Here is a 20,118-nt window from a genome sequence, read left to right on the forward strand (position 1 = left end):
TACTTTAATTGAAACATTCCCAACAGTTGGCGCTTTGGTGACACTAATGGTAGCTGTTGCTGTTTCAGCCGCTGTCACTGTTAAGTTGCCTGAACCTTCGCCTGAGTAACCTTCCGGTAAACTCGTAAGAGTATATGCATGCTCGCCCACTGGCAACTCACTAATGGCCGCCACACCTTCTGCGTTAGTTGTATAGTCTTGTTCAGCAATCGTTATAACCGCGCCGGCTACAACCGCCTCGTTTTGGTCGACTACTTTAATTGAAACATTCCCAACAGTTGGCGCTTTGGTGACACTAATGGTAGCTGTTGCTGTTTCAGCCGCTGTCACTGTTAAGTTGCCTGAACCTTCGCCTGAGTAACCCTCAGGTAAACTCGTTAGAGTATATGCATGGTCGCCCACTAATAATTCAGAGAGACTTGCAAGTCCTTCTTCGTTAGTTTTAAATTCTTGTTCAGCAATCGTTATAACCGCACTAGCTACGACCGCTTCGTTTTGGTCGACTACTTTAATTGAAGCATTCCCAACGGTTGGCGCTTTGGTGACACTAATGGTGGCAGTCGCTGTTTCAGCCGCTGTCACTGTTAAGGTACCTGAACCTTCGCCTGAGTAACCCTCAGGTAAACTCGTTAGAGTATATGCATGATCGCCCACTAATAATTCAGAGAGACTTGCGATACCTTCGGCGTTTGTTGTAAATTCTTGTTCTGCAAGCGTTATAACTGCTCCCGCCACGGCTGCTTCATTTTGATCTATTATTTTAATCGTAGCTGTTCCGATTTCCGGTGCTTTTTCAACCGCAATCGTTGTTGCTTCAGCAGTTTCTGCTCTAACCGTTAAGGTACCGGAAGCTTCTCCGACATAACCTTCTGGTAAACTAGCCACACTATAAGTATAATCCCCAATCGCTAAATCAGCTAAGTTGGCTTCTCCTTCAACATTGGTTGTAATTTGCTGCTGGGCAATATTGATAACGGCGCCTTCAACTGGCACCCCTGCTTGGTCTGTGACCACAAAACTCGCCACACCTGTTTGTGGGATTCGGTTGACACGTACCGTTTCAAGCACTTCACCTTCAGCCACAGTCACTTCGCCATATGTTTCAGCAAATGTTTCTGTTGCAGGCACAGTATAGTTCAATGTACCAATTGGTAAATCAGCTAAACTAGCCACCCCACTCTCATCCGTGGTCACTTCTTGCTCAGCGATTTGGATCACAACATTGGCAGCTGGCGCCTCGTTTTGATCACTCACTTCGAATCTGACTGAATCCGTTTGAGCCGCTTTAGCTACTGAAATCGGTGTGCTCACGCCTTCAGACGTAACCGACACTAAACCTGTTGCGTCACCCGTATAACCCTCAGGCAAGGCAGCCAAGCTATACTCATAATCACCCATAGGTAGGTCAATACTTGCACGACCTTCTTCATTTGTAGTGACTTGTTGATCTGAAATGTTAACAACCGCTCCTGAAACAGGTAAGCCTTCCTCATCCGTCACAGTAAAACTAGCGGCAGCATTCTGAGGGATACGGTTCACCACAACGGGCTCCACGACTTCGCCTTCAGCTACCGTTACTTCTCCGTAAGTTTCTGAATAAGCAGCTGTTGCTGCCACTGCATAATTTAACGTACCTACTGGTAATTCAGGAACAATCGCGACACCATTTTCATCAGTCGTCACTTCTTGACCCTCAATTTGAATCACCACATTCGCGAAGGCTTCCGCATTTTGGTCCTTCACCTCGAAGCGAACACCGCCAACTTGAGGAGCATTTTTGTTAATATAAATCACTGGCGCAACTTGTTGATCAGCCAGCACTGTCACAAGATCTGCTACCTCGGCTGAATAACCTTCAGGTAAACTTGTGACCGAATAATTGTAATCTGCGACAGGCAACTCTGAAATCGACGCTTCACCCGTCTCACCGGTCGTTAATTCCGTCTCACCGACTAAAATTCCAACACCTGGAACTGCCGTGCCATTCTGATCCAAGACCGTAAATAAAATGGAACCAACAGCTGGTGCTGCTGTTTGAATGTTTAAGGTCAGCGTTTGATCGTCACTACCCACTGGCAGTAAATCTTCTAGAGAACCCGTGTAGCCTTCTGGCAGACTGGCGATGGAAATCATGTAATCTCCAGCAGCCACATCCCTAAAGCTGGCCGACCCATTCTCATCGGTCGTCGCTTGTAATTCACCTAATTGCAAGGTCACATTTGGAACGGGTGCTTGATTTTCATCCAAGACACTAAACGTAATCGTACTCAATGACGGCGGCACTGGCTCAGACGTTTCTGGTCCATCTTCTTCATCACCCGACGATTCATTGGCCGTAATCGTCGCTTGATCAGCTAAATAAATCTCAATTTCAACCGTGTCACCATTGACAAGCGTTGGCCCCGCATGCACCGAAAACGGCACATCGTAAACTTTCGTCCCATCGCCTTGGGTTAAGACCGATCCAATTTCATCCAGCGACCGCTTCGTTTTGTTCTCTGCCTTATCTTCCTCCGTTTGATTAGAAATGGTCTGCAACACTTTCTCAGGCATAATCTCTACACCTTCACGAACGAAACCTCCCCCATCATACAATCTGAAGTAGTAATTCCCCTCAGGCAGCGACAAGGATTCCGCAGGCGGCTCCTGCGAACGATAACTATATAAAAACTCTGTTTTCTCACTATTCAACACATCATACGAAATCTGACTCTGGGCATTTGCCTCCTGGCCTTCTAATTGTAAAAAGACTTTAAACACCACATTAATCGTCTCTGCTTGCGCTGACACATGACTGCCCCACGGAACAGCCGCCAAAACCAGCATCAAGGTCATCAAGAGATGACTCATTTTCTTTCTCGCATTCATAGCTCAACCTCCTAAATTGACTATTCTTCTACATATTAAATGTATCATAAATTGCTTAAGAATGATTCAAACTCGCACTTTAATCATATCTTTTAAGCAAAGTTTCTCAGAATAATCAAAGATTTTTCATAATTCCACAAGGCAGAATAGGCCACTCACTTCCCCTGCGCTAATCAAAAATCAAACGTTCCCACTGATTGGGTCCAACTGACTCTCCTCCAAAAGCCAAAAAAAAAGACAGATCCGAAGACCTGCCTACTATAATATTATTCACTTTAACGATAGCAAGTAAAGCTAAGCGCCCGGTACTGTTTGTGGTAAACCAAAGGCATCAATCATCGCTTGGCTGGCGTCGTTGATATTGACATGTTCCACCAAGGAGCCTTGGACAATCACCCGTTCGTTCAAGGAATAGTCACACGTAATTAAAGTGATGATGGGATTCTCCGTCGGTTGAACGACTTCCATCGCCGTCGGTGCGACTTGCCTAATCGTATCAATTTCATAAACATAAATGGTATCTAAATCCGTGAGATAAATTAAATCGCCATGTTCGACACGCATCAAGGGTGCAAACAATAGATCGTCATTGATCGAGTGGTGACTGGCAATTGGATAATTGGAAACACCCATCGTTTGATCAGCGTACAATGTGCCGGCTCCCAAATACATCCCTTCATTTGAAACCCCCTTATAGATAGGCAGGTTCATCCCAACATTTGGAATCGCCATCCCACCGATGGTTGGTAAATCTCCAGGATTAACATTATCTGAAATAACCGTAAAAGCATCCAGAGTTTCGATATCGTCCCAATTATACGTCACATCTGCCGTCATATTCGACTCAATATCTTCACGCGTCAAATTGCCAATCGTATTCTGATTCGTCCCTTGCTCAATCATCCAATTTTTAATCGGATCCATGGCTAACAAGCCGACGGCAATAACAATTAAAATGACACCAAGAATGACCTGAAGCTTGCCGCCTTTTTTACCCTGTTTTTTATTTTTACTCATACGAGTTTGTGGTTCTTTTTCACTCATTCATACTTCCTCCAAACCCAATCTAGTTTATATTATAAAACTAATATACCATGTCATCCTAATGAATTATAGCGACTTAACCCGAATTTAACATAAACACCTATGAATAGTCACACTTTAGTCAAACTTAGAGAGTATCCTATTTTGCCTAAAAAGCATCTTTTATTTGCAAAATAGGTAGGATGATTATATAATTACTTTAAATAACACGTCCATGAGGGAGTAACTTGAGGCTTTATGCCTTAATCAGTATCAACAACGATAAGTGGCCAATCATTTGGTTACTGGTGCTGATTTTAAAAAGTGAGACTTATGCCGGCCATATCATATGCAGCAGTGCTGTTTTCTGATTAGGCAGCATAAGTCTTTTTTTATTGTGATGACTGAAGGTTCGTGATTATTATTTATAAGGAGGAAATTATGGCTAATAAAGATTTTATTGCTTATCAAGAGTCAATCGATCGCACCATTGCTCATTTAGATACGAATATTCAAACAGGTCTTAGCTCAGCAGAAGCTAAAGCACGTATCGAGACATACGGTCCTAACGAACTTGAAGCAGAAGAAAAACGTTCAATGTTGCAAAAGTTCCTAGATCAGTTTAAAGATTTCATGATTGCTGTTCTTTTAGCAGCTGCTGCAGTATCAGCATTTGTAGGTCTGGCTGAAGGTGAAGGGGTAGCAGATGCGATTGTTATTCTGATTGTTGTTATTTTAAATGCTATCATGGGTGTTTTCCAAGAAGCTAAAGCTGAGGAAGCAATTGACGCCTTAAGAAACATGGCATCACCTGCAGCAAAAGTAAGACGTGACGGTCAAGTGCATACAGTTAAAAGTTTCGACCTTGTCCCTGGTGACATCGTTCAATTAGAAGCTGGTGACGTTGTTCCGGCTGACATTCGCTTAGTTGAAGCAAGCTCGCTTAAAGTAGAAGAAGCTGCCTTAACTGGTGAATCCGTGCCCGTCGAAAAAGAAATTATTGATTTATCTGGACAAGACGTTGGAATTGGTGACCGCTTAAACATGGCCTTCTCAAGTACAAACATTACTTACGGACGTGCCTTAGGTGTTGTTACTTCAACAGGTATGGAAACTGAAGTTGGTAACATTGCGACAATGTTAGCTTCGACTGAAGCACAATTAACACCGTTACAACGTGACCAAAATAAATTAGGTAAAGTTTTAACTTACATGATTATTGCGATTGCTATCTTAACATTTGCAGTTGGTGTCTTCATTCAAGGTGAAGAAGTTGTCCACATGTTATTAATCGCGATTTCATTAGCTGTTGCTGCCATTCCAGAAGGACTACCTGCTATTACTACAATTATCCTTTCAATCGGAACACAAACAATGGCTAAACGTAACGCTTTAATCCGTACATTACCTGCAGTAGAAACATTAGGTTCAACTCAAGTAATCTGTTCAGATAAAACGGGTACCTTAACAGTTAACAAAATGACAATCGAGAAAGTCTTCTATAATAATCAATTACATGAAGCTTCAGAAGAATTATCATTAGATAACTCATTATTACGCTCAATCACCTTTGCGAACGACTCAGAATTAGATAACAAAGGCGAATTAGTGGGTGACCCAACTGAAACGGCAATGATTAAATTCGCAATGGATAAAGGCCAAAACTTAAAAGACGAATTAGCTAAAACACCTCGTATCGACGAAGTACCATTCGATTCAGGTCGTAAGTTAATGTCTACTGTTCACCAATTAGAAAACGGCAAATACTTAGTCGCAGTCAAAGGTGCACCCGATCAATTGATCAAACGTGCAACCAAGATTGAATTAAATGGTGAAATTGTTGAGATGACACAAGCACATATCGACGAAGTATTAACAAACAACGACGCTATGGCTCGCCAAGCATTACGTGTATTAGCAGGTGCTTACAAAGTCATCGATACATTACCAGCAAAAGTTGACACAGACTCAGTAGAAACTGACCTAATCTTCGCTGGTTTAGTAGGTATGATTGACCCTGAACGTCAAGAAGCAGGCGCAGCAATTCGTGTGGCTCGTGAAGCAGGCATCCGTACTGTTATGATTACAGGTGACCACGCCGTTACAGCACAAGCAATCGCTGAACGCTTAACGATCTTACCAGAAGGCGGCAACAATGCAGATAACGTTATTACCGGTGCACAATTAGACGATATGTCTGATGAAGACTTAGCACGTAACGTTAAAAACTACTATGTCTATGCGCGTGTATCGCCAGAACATAAAGTACGCATCATCCGTGCATGGCAAGCAAACAACATAACGGTTTCAATGACAGGTGACGGAGTAAACGACGCGCCATCATTAAAACAAGCCGACATCGGTGTTGGTATGGGTATCACAGGTACAGAAGTCTCTAAAGGCGCTTCAGACATGGTTCTTGCAGACGACAACTTCGAAACAATTGTTGTAGCCGTTGAAGAAGGACGTAAAGTATTTGCAAACATCCAAAAAGCAGTCCAATTCTTACTATCAGCTAACCTAGGTGAAGTCTTAACGATCTTCGTTGCCACACTATTAGGCTGGCAAATCCTTGAGCCAATCCATATCCTATGGATCAACTTAGTAACTGACGTCTTCCCAGCCATCGCATTAGGTATGGAACACGCAGAAAAAGGCTCAATGAAACATGCACCACGTGGTAAAAAATCAAGCTTCCTATCAAACGGCGTCATGCCAAGTATCATTTACCAAGGAATCCTTGAAGGTGGCTTAACACTATTCGTATACTGGTATGCAAGATTCCAAATGAACTTAGACAACAACTTAGCAGAAACAATGGCATTCGTAACCTTAGGAATGATCCAATTGTTCCACGCATATAACGTAAAATCTATTTTCAACTCACTATTCAGCGACAATCCATTTAATAACAAGTTCCTAAACGGAGCAACAATCTTATCTGGAGTTTTACTGATTGGTGTCGTTGTCACACCAGGTATCAACAACTTCTTTGATGTAACAGTACCAAATACAGAACAATGGTTAGTAACCATCCTATCTGCAGCAAGCATCTTAGTCTTCGTTGAAATCATCAAATTTATCTTACGCGCAACAGGCGTAGCGGACAGATACGACCGCAAAGACCACACAGTGTTATAATCGAATAATATAAGTATACAACAGGATCCGAAAGGGTCCTGTTTTTTTTATGCACTTTTTCGGAAAATAAGTAAGCCACCAAGCACCCGCGACATTGGACGCTGCGTTTCCGCCTTGTCAGCTGACGCCCCTCTGTAAGCAAGCACAAATCACGCCGCCCCCTCCCCAAAGTCCTTTCATTTTAACTAAGGCCAACACCCAGCTATACTAGAAGCAAGAATAGCGCCTTGCTGAAAAGCTAGGCGAAATAAAAAGGAGTTGGGTGATGTGAAAAGACTTAGGCACCTGTTATTAGTAAACTTGTTAATGATACTCTCCAGCCTCACTGACCTAGCCAAAAGAGACTAGCTCAAACAGCCCCCCACTCGCCCCTTTAGCAAGCGATAACACAATGCCTCATTCAGCCTTGCAAGTTGCCTGGGAAGACTATCAATGTCTCAAGGAAGACATCAGGTTATGACCTTTATTTTTCTGACGAAACGGAAAGCTTACCTAAAGCGCGACAAATCGATATTATATTAGATGGTCGAGAATAACCTGTCGGTGTCTTTCAAAACATCAGCGTGGCTGTCTTGCCTTTTAAAGACATCAATGACGACCACCCGCGTAAGTAAGGCGAAGGAGATTTATCGCTAGATTACTGGCGCCGTGTCCACATTAAGTTTTAAGAACCTTATTTTCAAGAAAACACCCTTTCTTTTAACGATGACACAGCGATTTTCTCTGAAGAATTCAAAGTGATTTATCCAAGATAAACTGTATTTCAGTTAACTTAACCATCGCCTCGCCTTCTATAGATTGAGTCTTAGACAAAAGGGGCGGTGTTTATCTTACCTCTGCCACACTTTTAGATAGCCTTCAATTAATCAACGCCACCGAGCGCCTTACTCTATCCTTCGTCATGAGCATTTCATGATAGTTCCCCACACTTTTATTGTATTCTAGTAGTGGAAGCGTCAATCAGATTAAAAGAAAGGATGATCGAACGTGTATATTGCATGGTCCATTGTATCGAAATTGATGATCGGTTTAGTTGCTTTATTAGCCGTGGTGCGTGTCTTAGGACGTAAAAGTCTAGCTCAAATGACCCCCTACGACTTTGTCTATACGTTAGTACTAGGTGGTTGCTTGAGGAAGCGTTATATGATGACCAAGTCAATTTACTCCATGTCCTCTTAGGTATTTCCTTATGGGGTGTCTTAATTTTTACTTTAGAATATATTTCTACGCAAAACGAGTATCTAAACAAACTTTTTAAGGGAGAACCTTCGGTAATTATCTATAACGGTCAGCTAGTGCTGCCAGCCATGAAAAAAACAAACTAGAGATGGAGCAACTGAGAGCTTTACTGCGCAGCTCTGGCTGTTATTCTTTAAAAAACGCTAAGCATATGATCATGGAAACAGGTGGCCAAGTCAGTTTGACGACCTATAATGATAAGGATGATACCCTCAGTTTGCTTTTGGTGAATAAAGAAAGAATTGAAAAGAAAGTCCTTGAGAATCATCAATTAGACGAACAATGGCTCGTGGAAAAATTGAAACAATTAGGTTACCTCACCGTTGATAACGTCGCCTACGCTGAATGGTCACAAGATAAAGGCTTCTATGTCATCCGTTGCGATGACTTGCTCGCTGATCACATCCGTTTGGACGGATAAATTATTAACCGAAGTGTTAACGAAACTAAATGTTAAATCACTCTTTGTAATTGTTGACGATGAAGTCGTCGACGTCTATCAAATTGCGATTGCTGCTAGCGCCGATGGTTTTAAAAATCGCGTCATCGATGCTTTCCTGATGTATATAAATAACAATACGCAAATTGAAGATGTAAATTAGTGGTTTTAAGTAGTGTGCTTAAGTATGGTAATTGAGTCGTTTAATGAAAGCCTTTGGTATTAACGCTACAATATAAATCTCTCCTAAATTCACAGTATCCAGCACTCTGCAAATGAGGGTGCTTTTATCTTTTTAAACTTCGATTCCCAATGATATCTATTAGACAGAATGTTATACTATGTAAAAAAGAAAAGGTGATCAGATGTCATTCACTGCCCTCGTTTACCATGAAATCCGAGATGATTTAAATCTAGTCCAACAGCCAATGACACCTTTAAAAGCTGCCAATGCTTATGCTATAAATTTACCGACCGCCCTTTTTTTAAACTCTGAAGATTTTAAACACCAAATGGACTATTTGGTTGAACAGCAGTTTCATTTTCTATCGATGCAAGAAGTGAAAGACTATTATGAAAAAAACATCGACCTACCGCATAATAGCGTCCTAATCACTTTCGATGATGCTTTTCAATCTTTGTATACGACTGCCTATCCTATTCTAAAAGAATTAGGTATCAAAGCGACCTTATTCTTGGTCAGTGGCTGGCTCTTCGATGATGCAAGTGACTATAATGCGAGCGCATCACAGGTCCTGTCAATGGTTGAACTTCAAGCCATGTCCGATGTCTTCGAACTAGCCAATCATACCCATGACTTACATAATTTGATCAAAGTTGGCGTCAACGGTGCCATGGAAGCAAGTTTTGAAGCCTTACAAGCTGACTTATCACGCTGTAATCAAGTCGTTAAACATAAGGATACGTTCGCTTACCCCTTTGGTTTCTATCATGAAACCTTAATCGACAACTTAGCTAAGCTAGGCTTCAAATATGCCTTCACAACAAAGGTCGGTCGCAATGACCGCTCGACAGATTGCCTTAAATTAAATCGGGCCCTAATTTTCAACAAGATGCCCTTCGAAAATTTTCAACAAATCGTCAATACTTAATTCAGATCACGGAGGAGAATCATAATGACACACTCACTAGCAATCCAAGCCTACTGGCAAACATTCTGTACCGAAACAGGCACAGACCCGCAAACGCCCTACGGTGCCTTTGCCTTCGGTGATACCGAAGCGATGGCTGACGAGCTCGCCCAACTTGTTTTAGAAGGCAAGAAAACCGGGACATCATCTGGCTATCAACTCTATTTCTTATCAGGGGAAACCGAGGTCCTGCCTCAAGCGGGTCAAATAGATATCATCCTTGATGGCCGCGAACAGCCCATCGGTGTCATCCAGAATGTGACAGTCGATGTCCTACCATTTAAAGAGGTCTCTGATGAACAAGCCTACAAAGAAGGCGAAGGCGACCTGACACTCGATTATTGGCGCCGCGTCCACATCAAATTCTGGAAACCTTACTATCAAGAAAATAATATAACCTTTAACGACGAAACACCTGTCGTTTATGAAGAATTTAAACTTATTTATCCAAGCTAATGCTCATCGTATTCTATACGAAATTTGAAAAAGTTAAATTTGCAGTTGAACATCGTTTACTTCATTCAATCGTTTGAATTATTTGACTGGAAATAAATTTAGCGTCCGCTGTCAGACCTTAACGTTTATCGTCAATCAAACCACCTTTAGAGAAAGTCGGCGCAATACTCAAGCAATCGGGACATCCTTATCAACAGATCGAAGGCCTTTATCAACGCAATTTCAAATAGAACTTTAATTAGGCCGGAATATAAATAAAAGCTCTTCCTGATTAAAAATTATTGAAATTATTATTACAATACCTGGGCGTTTTCATGAACGTCCTTTCATATGATATAATAAAAATAGAAGCAATCAGATGATTCAGATGCTTTTGTCAAAAAAAATAGAGGAGGCGTTCTTATTTATATTCTAATTATTTCACTAGTGCTGATTCTAGCCTTAATCGCGATGCGACTTGCTAATAATTTAAAAATTCCGCAACTGCTACTGTTTATGCTGCTAGGTGTTTCTTTTAATTTCTTTGGCGTAGACTTCACAAACTACGCGTTCTCCAATCAGGTAGCTTCGTTGGCGTTGATGTTTATTATTTTCTATGGTGGTTTTGGTACCAAATGGAAGATGTCTAAACCTGTCGCAAAAGAAGCCATTATTCTAAGTTTCCTAGGGACTATTCTCACCGCCTTAATTACTGGCCTGTTCGTCTACCTAGTCTTTGACTTTTCGCTTTTAGAAGCCTTGTTATTAGGTTCTATTATTGGGTCAACAGATTATGCGAGTGTGTCGGATGTCTTGTCCTCTCGCCACCTCAAGTTAAAGTACAATACCGATTCTTTACTGGAATTGGAATCTGGTTCCAATGACCCCACTGCTTATACGATGGTTGTTCTTTTCGTTACGTTACTTCAAGGTGAGAACATTAATGTTCCTTCCCTTATTATCTTACAGATTGGCTTAGGCTTAGCGCTTGGCTTCGTGTTAGGTTGGATTTTCATTCGCCTACTAAGTTTCTTACAACTCCAAGAAGGTATGGAAGTTATTCTGTTAGCTGCCGCCGCTTTATTTACTTATCAATTTACGAATGAAATAGGTGGTAATGGCTACTTGGCCGTTTACATTTTCGGGATTTATATCGGAAACAAAGAGTTCGTTGGAAAACGTGGTGTCGTGTTCTTCTTTGATAGTTTTACGAACTTAGCTCAAATTGGTTTATTCTTCTTATTAGGTTTATTATCCAACCCAAGTTCTATTGTGTCGATGATGCCAATCGCACTCGTCATTATGTTATTTATGACAATTATTGCACGTCCTGCTTCAGTTTATGGACTCATGTTTCCATTCAAGATGCAAAGTAATCAACTGGCAGTCATCGCTTTCGCTGGCTTAAGAGGGGCCGCAGCCATTTCTTTTGCGATTAGTGTCGTCAACTCAAATACTCCTAGTATGAATGATATTTATCATATCGTCTTTGATATTTGTTTATTGTCCTCACTGATTCAAGGTGGCTTACTCCCCGTTATTTCACAGAAAACTAACATGGTAGACCCAGAAGATGCGTCCTTACGTAACTTTAACTCCTTACAAGACAAAAGCGACGTTGGCTTCTTAGCAACCAAGATAAAAGAGGATAGTTCCTTAGTCAATGCTTATATCAGAGACATTAACTTAGCCTTTGAGTTTATTATCGCTAAAATTCTTCGCCAAGGTGAAACCATCGTGCCAAACGGTGACGTTCAACTGTTAGCTGGTGACATTATCGTATTGGCTGGTCGTTCCTATTTTGACGTAGTGGGTACGGATCTGTTAGAGTTTCGAATTAATAACTACAACAGTTGGGTCAATAAGAAAATCAATACGATTAAGTTAGACCGTTCTGCTTTGATTGTGCTGGTTCTTAGAGACGATAACGAATTAGTCGTTCCGAATGGGGATACCGTGATTCTCGAAGGTGATACTGTTTTAGTACTTGGACTAAAGGATATTAAGGGTAAAATTTAATAATACAAAAAAAGAAAACAGAAGTCACTCATTCATTTAAGAATGGGTTGCTTCTGTTTTTGTGTGACAAGCTTTAGACTTGATCACGGCCTGATCTTATTCGGTAGGCTTGGTAATGTTCTGGATCCTTTTGGTAGAAATCTTGGTGATATTCTTCGGCATCATAGAATGGTCCGGCTGCCGTAATTTCGGTCACAACGGGTTCATCATAACGTCCGCTTTGATCTAAAGCTCTTTTCGAAGCTTCGGCTTTGGCTTTCTGTTCGTCGTTTAAATAGAAAATGCCTGGACGATAAGAAGAGCCACGGTTAATAAATTGGCCGTCCGCATCAGTTGGGTCGCTGATAGTCCAGTAGATATCTAACAGTTGCTCATAGCTAATCTTGCTTGGGTTAAAGACAATTTTAACCGCTTCGGTATGGCCAGTCTCGCCACTACACACCTCTTCATAAGTTGGATTCACTGTGTGTCCACCGGTATAACCTGAAGTTACTGAGTGAACGCCTTCCCATTGGTCGAAAGGTTTAACCATACACCAGAAGCAGCCTCCGGCTAAAATTGCAGTTTCTTGTTGTGTCGTTTGTTTGGTCATAGTCATTCTCCTTTTAACTTAGTCTACTTCTGGTAATGGGTCTTCAAACATTGGGAAAACGTGTCCGTCATAGACTTCAAGTAATTTTTCTTTCACATCGTCTGTATGGTAAATTTCTACTAATTTTAAATACAGCGGGTTATCTTTATTCTCTTCCAAGGTTGTAATGGTATTAATATAGAGTGGGTTCACTTTAGCTGCGTCAGCCGCATCATTAAAGATCGCGTCATCAATTGATAGCCCTGCATCGTTGGCAAAGTTTGTATTGACTAAAGCGGCATCCACATCTGGTAAAGATAAGGCCGCAAAGTTTGGTTCAACTAATAAAATGTCTAAGTTCTTTGGATTGTCTGTAATATCTGCTTCGTCCGCGTAAATTCCGACTTCATCGTCGACTTCAATTAAACCAGCGATTTCTAAAGCCAGTAAAGCACGTCCTAAAGTCGAAGGGTCATTAGGTAAGGCAATCACACCATTTTCAGGAATATCTTCCACTGAAGCATGTTTGTCTGAATATAAGCCTAAAGGCATTAATAAGGTGTTCGCAATCGCGAAGACACTGCCGTCATTATCTTCATTCCACGATTTAATGAAAGGATGTCCTTGGAAAGCACTGACTTCAATTGAACCATTCTGTAAAGCCACATTTGGCTGATTATAATCATTGAATAGAACGATTTCTAAGACAATACCCTCTTCTTCCAACGCTTTGGCTGCCACGTATTCCCATAACTCTAAGGCCGAATCACTGACTGTTCCAACCACAATCGTTTCACCTTCAAACTCTTTAGCTTCTTGGGCTGATGCGGTTGGTAAAATAAATTGTCCGACAACTAAAATGACACCTAATATTAATTGGATCCATTGTTTAATCTGTTTTGTCTGTTTCATAGTAAATCTCTCCCTTTGTAATAAGTTGTTTTTAAACGCTTTGTTTCTCTTGAATGATTGATACGTGACTTGATGACAATTGCTTACTAACATCCCGACAACCTAATAATTTGCGACAACTGCTCTTAGATAATTGTGATTCTCCTTATAGTATTAATAACCTTTAGACAAACTGTGCGTGCTTGACAAACATGACTAAAAAAAAAAAAAAAAAGCCCCTTTTGTCAGAATTTCTCTAACAAAAGGGACGAAAAGTCGTGTTACCACCCAAATTTCTATTATTCTTACAAATAATAGCTCTACCAGTATCAAACAATACTGTACACGATATCGGGTGTGTCCGTTTAAATAGCGTTAACTACGTAAACTGCTCCAAGCTCATCTTCACTTACTCTTAGTCTACCCTTTTTCACCGAACCGGGCTCTCTTTACTTGTTAAGAAATAAGTTACTCTTCTCTTCATTGCAGTAGTCTATTGATTTATTAAATGTATATTACCGTTTTAGATTAGAATTGTCAACCCATTTATGAGAATAAGATTAAATCCTTTAACTTAATCTTTCGTTTAAACTTCTAATATTCAATCTAACGCTAACTACCTATTCTTTAAAAGAGTCTTCCAACTGGCGTTTATTCAAAACCCTTTATTTAGACTTTTATTTAATGTGTCGACTAACCAATCAAATCCTTTTCTTATTATCCAGATGTATTAACAATTGGTACTATACGATGAAGTGAACATATAAAGGAATTAAGTTGCAGATGGCGTCTTCGATATTGCTGCTGGACTGGTGGAACGCTCGAAATCACATAGTAATTCCCCTCTGTCGATTAGAGTAGTTCATCTTTAAATTTGTCATTAAAATGCAAAGAAATCATCGAGCTTTCGCGAATGCTTGCATCATTAATCAATATAGTTACGCTGAAGCTAATCTAACAAGATTGGAAGCTTTAACTTAGAAACTAGTAATATAGTTAAAGATGACTTTGTCGTTCCAAAGTATGCTAACCAAATGAATAGCGGCAATATCTCTCGGTGTGCTAGCTTACAATTAGAAGAATATCTTTATCATCTCTTTTCCTCTTATGGAAACCTATCGGGTATAGACTCTCGTTAGCAGTATCAAGTCGTTTTTACAGATATTACGATTATGGCACTTGAACAAATCAGAATGGTTCATACATTCATTTTAGTTTATGTGACTGTATGGAATACTTACTTAAAGTAACGTTCTACTCATGCTCCCCATACTTCTTAGTCGACCTCAACCGCTCCTTTTGCCTCCATCCATTTAGTATTTAAGATGAATATAAAAATAAGCGGTCCAATTTTCAACTGAAATTCGCTGAATAATGGACCACTTTTAAAATACAATTAACATCAATCCTTTAACACTCTGGCACTACCACACCGCATTATCTAACTCACTTTGCGTCCAAGGATAAGGGACCACTGAAATCTCTTCTCCAGTTTCAGGATGAATCACACTTGCGACAGTAGTGAAAGTATTATTCCGACGGGTCGCACCTATCTTCCAGTAAAAGTAACCTTCACTATCCGCTATGACTTTGTAACCCGAACCCGCATAACCATCTAAGTATGCAATTTCAACTTCCGCATAAGGATAGGTGTACCCTTCAATATCCCCCACCTCTCGATAGTAACGTTCTAAGGTTAATAGACCTGATGGATGTTCTAAGGCCGTCGGAATATAGCCATACATAGGTATGTCAGTTAGTGCCCCGCCACTCGGTCCTAAATTCGAAACTGTTAGGATAGACGAAGGCAAAATTTGATTAACCTCTCTATCGATGATAAATTCAAAGTAACCTTGGTCATTGGTGCCCACAGTGTGATAATAACTTGACTGATCGTCATGATAAGGACTATTCAGTAACCATTCAATCGACACATCAGAGTTGGGATCTGCATAGCCCGATATAATCGCTTCAGATAAATAGATGGGTTCTACTAAGAGTTTACCAGATTGAGCATGATGCGACATTAAAAGCCAAGTCACATCTGGTATTTCCGGACGCATACGTGGCGTTGTTCTATGCCAGTCAACGGGCAACCATTCTACACTCCCTGTGTGGGCATCTCCTATAGCTTCGGGTATTGCTTGGGTTACGTTCTGCTCTGTATCAAGTACGTCGTCTGGTTCTGGTTCATTCGTTAAATCAACTGGGTCATCTTCCACGTCCTTCTCGAATGAAACACCATAGTAATCACTAAAATTGAATCTTGAGTGAACTTCCTCAATTGAATCCGATTCATACGGCCCTGATTTATACATCATTTTTTTAGTTAATGGATTGTACTGATAAGAATCCATCCGCGAGAAGTGCCTAATATATGAAGGGATTACAGAATAAGCGTAAACTCCGTCAAAACTATCGTACACAACGTCTAAATAGCTAGAGGTTTCATAAGCAGATCCTGTCACCAACGCTATTTGCTGAATCGCTTCATAACGCTCCGGTTCACTAGCTTGAATGTCAGCTAAGCTTCGGGCTTTTTCTAACCAAATCCCTTTTATTGTGTCTTTTTCTGCGAAATTTTGGTAATCCTCGAGGGTCCCCAAATGAATACCTTCGGTATTTATGTGGTAGTAATATCCCAATAGTCTTAGATAGTTTAAAACCTCGTGTTCTTCTTCTGATAAGTTGTCCACTAAGTTCTCAAAAATAAATGTATGAGATATAACGTCCATATTAACGATTTCATTAAGAATCATTTCATCGTAGACCTTCTGGTACATCGCTTGAATTACCGGATGATATCGGGCGTTATCACTTAAATCTAAAGTGCGCATAGCGGCTAATTCTCTAATCGACACCGTAGTGTAGGCATCTACGCTCGCAATAAATTCAAGCCACGGTAATGAAAGATCATATTTAAACATATAGTTTGACTCTAACGCATTTTGTCCATCAATATCATACAAGGGTATTTCACCATAGCCTTGAGATATTAATTCATTCGCAAGTTCGATTAAATAAGAATCTAACGCATATTTAGCCTTTGCATTCAGTTTTATACCAAGTACTCTCTCCTTGTCAAAAGAACGTTGGGGAATTGAATAGACTGAGTCGACGCCATAACTTTCAAGTTCATATCTTACATTACCTTTCATCTCATCGATTAATAATTTCAACTCCGATTCAGGTACTTGAGGTGTTAAATTACCTGACACCATGACTTCAAGTAAATTTTCGATATCATCAGAATTATTCGCTTCGGCTGGCTCTGAATTATCCTGCGTTATCTCAAAAGGCGATTGATAATTATTAGCAACTGAAACACCATAAATACTTGTGAAATCATAGGTATCTGAAATGTTTTCAATAGCATTAGAATCATATTGATTAATACTGTACAGTTTGTTAGTTGCATGGTCAATCGCTTTTACAATGGATAGAGAACCGATTATATAATCATCATCGATACCTTTAATATTAAAACCATAGAGTGGTAAGTTACCGAACGCATCATGTCTACTTCCATTTAAGTTTTCGAATGGATCGTAATGATAGACTTCTACTCCATAGCCAGTTGCATTCGCCACTCTTTGCTTCAAATCATATTCTACAGGTTGGTTGACTAAGCTTAGCTGATGCTGCCAAGCCATTTGAGTCCACTCTTCAACTTTTGTTACTGGCGAGTCTATGCCAATTACATCGGCTCTCTTAGGCTCAACTGCTGCCGCATGGTAATAGATATAAGCTCGTAGACGATTTAATGCAGTGATTTCTTGGGTAGTGAACTGAGGTGACATCGCTTCAACAACAAATGTATGCCCCAACAAAGCATCTAAACTCATCCAGCTATCTTGTTGAATTCTGTCGAAATAGGCATCAAACATTGCGGGAATAATTGGATGGTAGTCCTGTTTATTGCGATATTCCTCTGGATTTTCTAAACTCAGTAGCTTTTCATGATTCCAGTTCATATCAAGATTAGGTATAATATTAATCCATTGTCCATCATACTGACTGAAGTTTTTATCATTCAGAACCTCTACTGTATCACCTTGTTTGGCAAAGTTAGTGCCAGCATATTTGATACCAAAGCCAACTAAACGATCTAGATGATGCTTATCATAATCTATTCCATAATCTTCGCATAATTTAATGACAATAGACAAGATATCCTCTTGCGTAATCGTCGAATTTGCTGTTAAAAACTCACTAATTCTTAGTTTCAATTCTCGAATCAATCGGTTCGACAGGTCATCATTCAAATTAAATTCTTCTTTTATCCAAATAACAATCTGTATTTCATCTTCTGCAACCTCAATATCATCTTGTTCTAATTGGTAGCCCATGTCATCTAACATAGCATAAACACCGGCTAAGGCACCTTCACCCGTCACTGAACGGATGGCTGCAATTTTTATCGTCATATCCTTGGCACCTGCTGTCAAGGCTGCGTTCTCAAACGTTGCTTTCGAGATCAATTCAATGTTAGTTGGAGTCACAATTTCAACTCGCAGCCCTTCTCCTGGGTTTAGTGGCTCAATCATAGCGCTCGAAACTACTGACGTATTGATATCTGACCCATCATTTAGATACCGATGAATGACTAAACCATCAACCGAAAGGATATTGCTTGGCTCTACATCCTCAGCTCCAAGTAATTGAATGGTCTGTCTTTTTTGCGAACTATCAAGATTTGTTCCAATAGCTGCCATTTTTCTTATTTCAGGTGTTTTTGATTCGTCATTGGAAGTTTGGGGATTCCCTAATATTATATTCTGAATACTTGTCAAAATTCCTGAATTCATCCCGATTAAAATAAAAACGCTAGCTATTATTAAAGCTAATAACCGTTTAAACCATTTCAATATAATCATTCCTTCTCATAAAGTGTCATGTAAGTTGTCACTTCATCGTTCTTTTCATTTTACTCACTACTTAATCAGTTAAATCTTTCCACAATAAATGCCATATAACTTCAGTACATTTACTTTTAACTCATTCCATTTACTCAGAGTATCTAGCTTCTATTAAAACCCGAAAAAACCTTATAAAAACGATACAAATTGTTCGATTACATTAATACTACTAAATAAGCTTGATAAGAAGCTGGCAAAGTCCTGAACTTTCTCTGGCACACTCTTTACCTTGGTGTTTCCCATAACTTTTCGGCAATCATTATTCCCACAAAGACTGAATGAATTATGCATTAATTGTGGGAAGTAAATTTATCTATACTGTATTTCTTTTCTAAAATATAAGCGCTCATTAGTAAATGGTATGCTTACAAAGGCTGATACTTCATCTGTAAGCTCAAATTTAACAAGACTCTCTAATGCATTGATCATTGCGAGACTTTCTTGAGAATCATAGAAAGTGTTCTCATCAATAGTTGAGACGAGCATAACAAATTCTTTTAATTCATCGAGAGATATCTTGATACCTAAACCACCGTCAACTTCATAAATATTATCGATAATCTCTTGTATATAACTCTCAAGTTCTTTTATTGAACTTAATTGTGAATTGGTCGCATAACCAAGTTCACTTTTAACCACCTTGAATAAGTCATTATTATACTGATTTAGCAATGCTTTCTTTTCCTTCGTCGTCTGTGAATTCCAATCGATTGTTAAATTCTTTTTAAACTCATCGAAAGATTCTTCTATAATCGTTCCATCTGCAGAATAACTAGTAGAAAACCCATAAGTTATATCTCCTATATATTCTGATATAAACCTGTCATTCAATTCAAATGAGATTGCTTCAAGCTTGACTTGTTGACTATTTGGGTTGTTAGTAGGAAGCATCTCTCCTTCTAAAATCATTTTATTATTTAACTCATAAAGTTCCATATAGTCATAGGATTCAGGAATCACCTCAGCCGAATAACGATTTTCATCAATCGTCACATTCATTGAAAAGGGATAATCTTCTGTTTGAGTGGTACGCCAGACTTCTGGTTCATTTGACAAGTTATTCCAAATGAAAAAGATTAAACTTCCCAATAATAAGACAACGGCTAGCAGAATTAACACTATCTTCTTATTATTTCTCCGGTGGTTTTTCTTTAAGTCACTCACATCATTTTCAGTACCATGAGGAGATGACTTAAGAGGTATTAAATTAGCATCGTCAGTCACTTCGATAGAACGATCATTTTCTTCAAGTGTTTCTTCTGATTCTAACTTTAAAGGACTTAGTTGTCCTTCACTAGTGTTCTCATCTCCATTAGTAATATTGCTAGCTGAGCCTACAGAAATTGCTTGACCACAATCTATACAAAACCGTGCATCTTTTAAATATTTCGCACCGCAATTCGAACAGTATGTCATATTCTC

General features: G+C 39.7%; 13 protein-coding genes. 7 read left to right on the forward strand and 6 right to left on the reverse strand.

What is annotated here, in order from left to right; genetic code table 11:
- On the reverse strand, positions 1 to 2,868 hold a 2,868-nt coding region (locus ACTQ5J_RS09340; protein WP_441752516.1), incomplete at its 3' end, for an MSCRAMM family protein.
- Between the two features lie 294 nt (positions 2,869 to 3,162).
- Complete coding sequence (locus ACTQ5J_RS09345; RefSeq protein WP_441752517.1) at positions 3,163 to 3,912, reverse strand: class A sortase; 750 nt, start codon at positions 3,910 to 3,912, stop codon at positions 3,163 to 3,165.
- A 420-nt stretch (positions 3,913 to 4,332) separates the two neighbouring features.
- Between ACTQ5J_RS09345 and ACTQ5J_RS09350 the strand changes: the two genes are divergently transcribed.
- The 7 genes from ACTQ5J_RS09350 to ACTQ5J_RS09380 all read left to right on the forward strand — a co-directional run bounded on the left by ACTQ5J_RS09350 (position 4,333) and on the right by ACTQ5J_RS09380 (position 12,315).
- Positions 4,333 to 7,032 (forward strand): cation-translocating P-type ATPase, encoded by a 2,700-nt coding sequence (locus ACTQ5J_RS09350; RefSeq protein WP_441752518.1) that lies wholly within the window; start codon positions 4,333 to 4,335, stop codon positions 7,030 to 7,032.
- 987 nt (positions 7,033 to 8,019) lie between these two features.
- Positions 8,020 to 8,211: a hypothetical protein gene (locus tag ACTQ5J_RS09355; RefSeq protein ID WP_441752519.1), complete on the forward strand. Its 192-nt coding sequence runs from the start codon at positions 8,020 to 8,022 to the stop codon at positions 8,209 to 8,211.
- A gap of 148 nt (positions 8,212 to 8,359) precedes the next feature.
- Positions 8,360 to 8,692, forward strand: a complete 333-nt coding sequence (locus tag ACTQ5J_RS09360) for a YetF domain-containing protein (protein WP_441752520.1) — start codon at positions 8,360 to 8,362, stop codon at positions 8,690 to 8,692.
- 13 nt (positions 8,693 to 8,705) lie between these two features.
- Entirely contained in the window at positions 8,706 to 8,873 is a 168-nt protein-coding gene (locus ACTQ5J_RS09365) for a hypothetical protein (RefSeq protein WP_441752521.1), read from the forward strand.
- A 202-nt stretch (positions 8,874 to 9,075) separates the two neighbouring features.
- A complete protein-coding gene (locus tag ACTQ5J_RS09370; protein ID WP_441752522.1) occupies positions 9,076 to 9,822 on the forward strand; it encodes a polysaccharide deacetylase family protein in 747 nt (248 codons plus the stop codon).
- Positions 9,823 to 9,846: 24 nt separating this feature from the next.
- Entirely contained in the window at positions 9,847 to 10,317 is a 471-nt protein-coding gene (locus tag ACTQ5J_RS09375; RefSeq protein ID WP_441752523.1) for an ASCH domain-containing protein, read from the forward strand.
- 408 nt (positions 10,318 to 10,725) lie between these two features.
- On the forward strand, positions 10,726 to 12,315 hold the full coding sequence (locus ACTQ5J_RS09380; RefSeq protein ID WP_441752685.1) for a potassium/proton antiporter: 1,590 nt from the start codon (positions 10,726 to 10,728) through the stop codon (positions 12,313 to 12,315).
- A 73-nt stretch (positions 12,316 to 12,388) separates the two neighbouring features.
- On the opposite strand, the gene msrA is transcribed toward ACTQ5J_RS09380, so the two are convergent.
- The 4 genes from msrA to ACTQ5J_RS09400 form a co-directional block, all read right to left on the reverse strand.
- Complete coding sequence (gene msrA / locus ACTQ5J_RS09385) at positions 12,389 to 12,907, reverse strand: peptide-methionine (S)-S-oxide reductase MsrA (RefSeq protein WP_441752524.1); 519 nt, start codon at positions 12,905 to 12,907, stop codon at positions 12,389 to 12,391.
- A gap of 18 nt (positions 12,908 to 12,925) precedes the next feature.
- On the reverse strand, positions 12,926 to 13,798 hold the full coding sequence (locus ACTQ5J_RS09390; protein WP_441752525.1) for a MetQ/NlpA family ABC transporter substrate-binding protein: 873 nt from the start codon (positions 13,796 to 13,798) through the stop codon (positions 12,926 to 12,928).
- A gap of 1,403 nt (positions 13,799 to 15,201) precedes the next feature.
- On the reverse strand, positions 15,202 to 18,645 hold the full coding sequence (locus tag ACTQ5J_RS09395) for a DUF1002 domain-containing protein (RefSeq protein WP_441752526.1): 3,444 nt from the start codon (positions 18,643 to 18,645) through the stop codon (positions 15,202 to 15,204).
- Positions 18,646 to 19,005: 360 nt separating this feature from the next.
- A complete protein-coding gene (locus ACTQ5J_RS09400; RefSeq protein ID WP_441752527.1) occupies positions 19,006 to 20,112 on the reverse strand; it encodes a zinc ribbon domain-containing protein in 1,107 nt (368 codons plus the stop codon).
- Between the last annotated feature and the right edge of the window lie 6 nt (positions 20,113 to 20,118).

The sequence above is a fragment of the Fundicoccus sp. Sow4_F4 genome, assembly GCF_052116145.1.
GTDB lineage: Bacteria > Bacillota > Bacilli > Lactobacillales > Aerococcaceae > Fundicoccus.

Bases quoted from the DNA above. Each gene is read 5' to 3' on its own strand.
- ACTQ5J_RS09345 (WP_441752517.1), bottom strand. From the start codon at position 3,912: ATGAGTGAAAAAGAACCACAAACTCGTATGAGTAAAAATAAAAAACAG.
- ACTQ5J_RS09350 (WP_441752518.1), top strand. From the start codon at position 4,333: ATGGCTAATAAAGATTTTATTGCTTATCAAGAGTCAATCGATCGCACC.
- ACTQ5J_RS09360 (WP_441752520.1), top strand. From the start codon at position 8,360: ATGGAGCAACTGAGAGCTTTACTGCGCAGCTCTGGCTGTTATTCTTTA.
- ACTQ5J_RS09370 (WP_441752522.1), top strand. From the start codon at position 9,076: ATGTCATTCACTGCCCTCGTTTACCATGAAATCCGAGATGATTTAAAT.
- ACTQ5J_RS09375 (WP_441752523.1), top strand. From the start codon at position 9,847: ATGACACACTCACTAGCAATCCAAGCCTACTGGCAAACATTCTGTACC.
- msrA (WP_441752524.1), bottom strand. From the start codon at position 12,907: ATGACCAAACAAACGACACAACAAGAAACTGCAATTTTAGCCGGAGGC.
- ACTQ5J_RS09390 (WP_441752525.1), bottom strand. From the start codon at position 13,798: ATGAAACAGACAAAACAGATTAAACAATGGATCCAATTAATATTAGGT.
- ACTQ5J_RS09400 (WP_441752527.1), bottom strand. From the start codon at position 20,112: ATGACATACTGTTCGAATTGCGGTGCGAAATATTTAAAAGATGCACGG.